Annotated in this window: 5 protein-coding genes; all 5 read left to right on the plus strand. The window is 65.8% G+C overall.

The genetic code is table 11. The annotated features are described in order from the left end of the window. Position 1 precedes the first annotated feature (1 nt). Positions 2-664, plus strand: a complete 663-nt coding sequence (gene phoB / locus AC16JP_RS09040) for a phosphate regulon transcriptional regulator PhoB (protein WP_484340285.1) — start codon at positions 2-4, stop codon at positions 662-664. Positions 665-757: 93 nt separating this feature from the next. Beyond that, positions 758-1,126: a hypothetical protein gene (locus tag AC16JP_RS09045; protein ID WP_484340286.1), complete on the plus strand. Its 369-nt coding sequence runs from the start codon at positions 758-760 to the stop codon at positions 1,124-1,126. Positions 1,127-1,340: 214 nt separating this feature from the next. Then, positions 1,341-2,231 (plus strand): SDR family NAD(P)-dependent oxidoreductase, encoded by an 891-nt coding sequence (locus tag AC16JP_RS09050; protein WP_484340287.1) that lies wholly within the window; start codon positions 1,341-1,343, stop codon positions 2,229-2,231. A gap of 121 nt (positions 2,232-2,352) precedes the next feature. Beyond that, positions 2,353-2,838, plus strand: coding sequence for an SspB family protein (locus tag AC16JP_RS09055; protein WP_484340288.1), 486 nt, complete (start codon positions 2,353-2,355; stop codon positions 2,836-2,838). Beyond that, a partial coding sequence (locus tag AC16JP_RS09060; protein ID WP_484340289.1) for a lyase family protein occupies positions 2,835-3,486 on the plus strand: 652 nt, incomplete at its 3' end. The genes AC16JP_RS09055 and AC16JP_RS09060, both read left to right, overlap by 4 nt.

Here is a 3,486-nt window from a genome sequence, read left to right on the forward strand (position 1 = left end):
TCTGGCGGAACTGATCCGTTACAACTTTGCGGCGGAAGGCTTTGACATCACCCACACCAGCGACGGCGACGATGCGCTGCTGCTGGTGCACGAGGATCGGCCCGATCTGGTGCTGCTTGACTGGATGGTCGAGGGGGCGTCGGGGATCGAAGTGTGCCGCCGGCTGCGGCGGGCAGCGGAAACCGCTTCGCTGCCGATCATCATGCTGACGGCGCGCGCCGACGAGGGGGACCGCGTGCGCGGGCTGGAAACCGGCGCCGACGATTATGTGACGAAGCCGTTTTCGCCGCGCGAACTGGTTGCGCGGGTGCGGGCGCTGCTGCGAAGGCTTCGGCCGGCGCTTTCCGGGGCGATGCTGGTGCATGGCGGCGTCGAAATGGATACCGCTGCGCACCGGGTGTTGCGAAATGGCCAACCGGTGCAACTTGGGCCGACCGAGTTCCGCCTGCTGCGCCACTTTCTGGAACATCCAAAGCGTGTGTTCAGCCGCGAACAGCTGCTGGATGCGGTGTGGGGCCGCGACGCCGACGTCGAACTTCGCACCGTCGACGTTCACATCCGGCGCTTGCGGAAAGCGATCAACGCAGAGGGCTTGCCCGACCTGATCCGCACGGTGCGATCGGCGGGGTATGCACTGGACGTGGCGCAACAAACCACCGTTTGAACAGTGCCGACAGGCAGTTGTGCCGGATTGCCGATCATATATCCTGCTTATGCGCAGCGAACACTGCGCCGTATTTGTGTAGGGAGATTCATCATGGGCGCGACGAGAATTATGGGTCTTGCAGCACTGTCGGCCGGAGCGCTTGCTTTGGTTGGTTGCCAGACATCGACCGGAAGTGGTGCCGCGCGCGGTGCGGCTATGGGAACGGCGACCGGCGGCAGCGCCACTACGGGCGCAGTGATCGGCGGCACGGTGGGCGCGACGCAGGGCAGTGATACGGCACAGGGTTCCGTGCGTGGCGCAGCGCGCGGCGCGGCTGCCGGGGCGGCCACCGGCGGCAGCGCCACGCGCGGCGCCATCATTGGCGGCACGGCGGGCGCAATCCGGGCGGCAAACGCCGACGAGCCGGCCGGAACCTGCTATGAAGTCGCCACCAACAAGCAGGTTCCCTGCCCGCAGTAGGCGGGCCTTCAACCGACAGAATTGCCTGCCCGCAGCAGGCGGGCTTTCGGCTTCCCCAGTTTTGCTGCAGACAGGTCGCAGGCTGTTCTGTCGAACGGCCTGCGTCTTTTTGCGAGGGTTGGCAAACCCCCTCGGCAGTGCTTATCGCCATCCCGAACGGTCGTGGTGCCGGATCTTTCGACACGGGCCGCCAGAAACCTGAAGGGAACATCATATGACCATCCGCTATGACAATCGCGTTGCCATCGTGACGGGCGCCGGTGGCGGCCTCGGCCGGCGTTATGCGCTGGATCTTGCCGCTCGCGGGGCGAAGGTGGTCGTGAACGATCTGGGTGGCGCGCGCGACGGTTCGGGTGGCAGCGCGACTGCGGCCGAAGCCGTGGTCGAGGAAATCCGCGCCGCCGGCGGCGAAGCGATGGCAAGCGCCGCCAGCGTGACCGACGCCGACGCGATCTTTGCCATGGTCGCCGAGGTCAAGGCGAAATGGGGCCGGGTGGACATCCTTATCAACAACGCCGGCATTCTGCGCGACAAGACCTTCACCAAGATGACCCTCGACGATTTCCGCCTGGTGCTGGATGTGCACCTGATGGGCAGCGTGATCTGCACCAAGGCCGTCTGGGACATGATGCGTGAGCAGGCCTATGGCCGCATCCTGATGACCACCAGCTCGACCGGGCTTTACGGCAATTTCGGGCAGGCGAATTATGGCGCCGCCAAGATGGGCCTGGTCGGCTTCATGAAGACGCTGGCGCTGGAAGGCGCGAAGTACAATGTGCGGGTGAACACCATCGCCCCGGTTGCGGCAACGCGCATGACCGAAGACCTGATGCCGCCCGAGATGCTGGCAAAGATGGGCCCGGACACCGTCAGCCCGGCCGCGCTTTACCTTGTCAGCGAAGATGCGCCGTCGAGCGTGATCCTGAACGCAGGCGCCGGCGGTTTCGAGGCAGCGCACGTTACTCTGACACCGGGTATCCATGTAGCGGCCGACGCCATGAACCCCGACACCGTTGCCGCCCGCATCGCCGAAATCCGCGATCGTGCTGGTGAAATCGTGCCGGAAACCGGCGCGGCCCAAGGCACCGTGGCGCTGGGCGGCTGATCGCGCGTAGCGGCGGGTGGGCGACGAATGCTGTCGCCCGCCCGCCCGCCCTCGCAAACGGGCTTGACGCTGCACCAGCCTGCCGCCACTTGGGAGGCGATCAGCGAAAGCCGCAACCAGCATGACCGAACCACCCGAGTCCCATGAACCGCCTGACAGCCTGATCCCGTACGACGACATCGTGCAGGACTGCCTGCGCGGCGTCGTGCGGCGCGTGCTGGGCGATGTGATTGCAGGCGGCGGCCTTCCGGGCAGCCATCATTTCTTTATTGCATTCCGCACCCGGTTTCCCGGCGTCGACATGCCGAGGCACCTGCTGGAGCGCTACCCTGAGGAAATGACGGTGGTGTTGCAGCACCGTTATTGGGATCTCGCCATCCACGACGAGCATTTCGAAGTCGGCCTGACGTTCAACCAGGTGCCGGCGAAGCTTTCGATCCCGTATCGCGCGATTTCCGGTTTCGTCGATCCGGCAGTGAACTTCGCGTTGCAATTCGCCGTTTCCGTGCCGGACCCGGCCCCCGACCCCGAAGAACCCAAGGGCACGCCCGACGAAGGCGAACCCGGCTCGAACGTGGTCAGCTTCGACTTCCGGCGCAAGAAATGACCACCCGCACCGAAACCGACAGCCTTGGCGCGGTGGAGGTGCCCGGAACCGCCTATTGGGGCGCACAGACGCAGCGTTCGATCGGCAACTTCCCGATCGGCGACGGCGGCTCCGGAGAGCGCGTGCCGTTGCCGCTTGTGCATGCGCTGGCGTTGATCAAGCAGGCGGCGGCAAGGGTGAACCGCAGGCACGGGCTTGATCCCGCAATCGCCGACGCGATCGAGAAAGCCGCCAGCGAGGTGGCTGCAGGGCGCTTCGACGACCAGTTTCCGCTTGTCGTCTGGCAGACGGGTTCCGGCACCCAGAGTAACATGAACGTGAACGAAGTGATCGCCGGGCGCGCCAACGAGGTGCTTGCGGGCGCGCGCGGCGGCAAGCACCCGGTTCACCCGAACGACCATGTGAACCGTGGGCAGAGTTCGAACGACAGCTTCCCGACGGCGATGCACATCGCAACCGCGCTTGAACTGAAGGCACGGCTGATCCCGGCGCTGCGGGCGCTTGCCGCCGCCTTCCGCAAACACGAGCAGGACTGGGCGGCGATCGTGAAGATCGGCCGCACCCACATGATGGACGCAACCCCGCTGACGCTGGCGCAGGAGGCATCCGCCTGGGCCCAGACCTGCGAGGACGGCGCGCAGCGGATCG

The organism is Sandaracinobacteroides sp. (assembly GCF_057137845.1).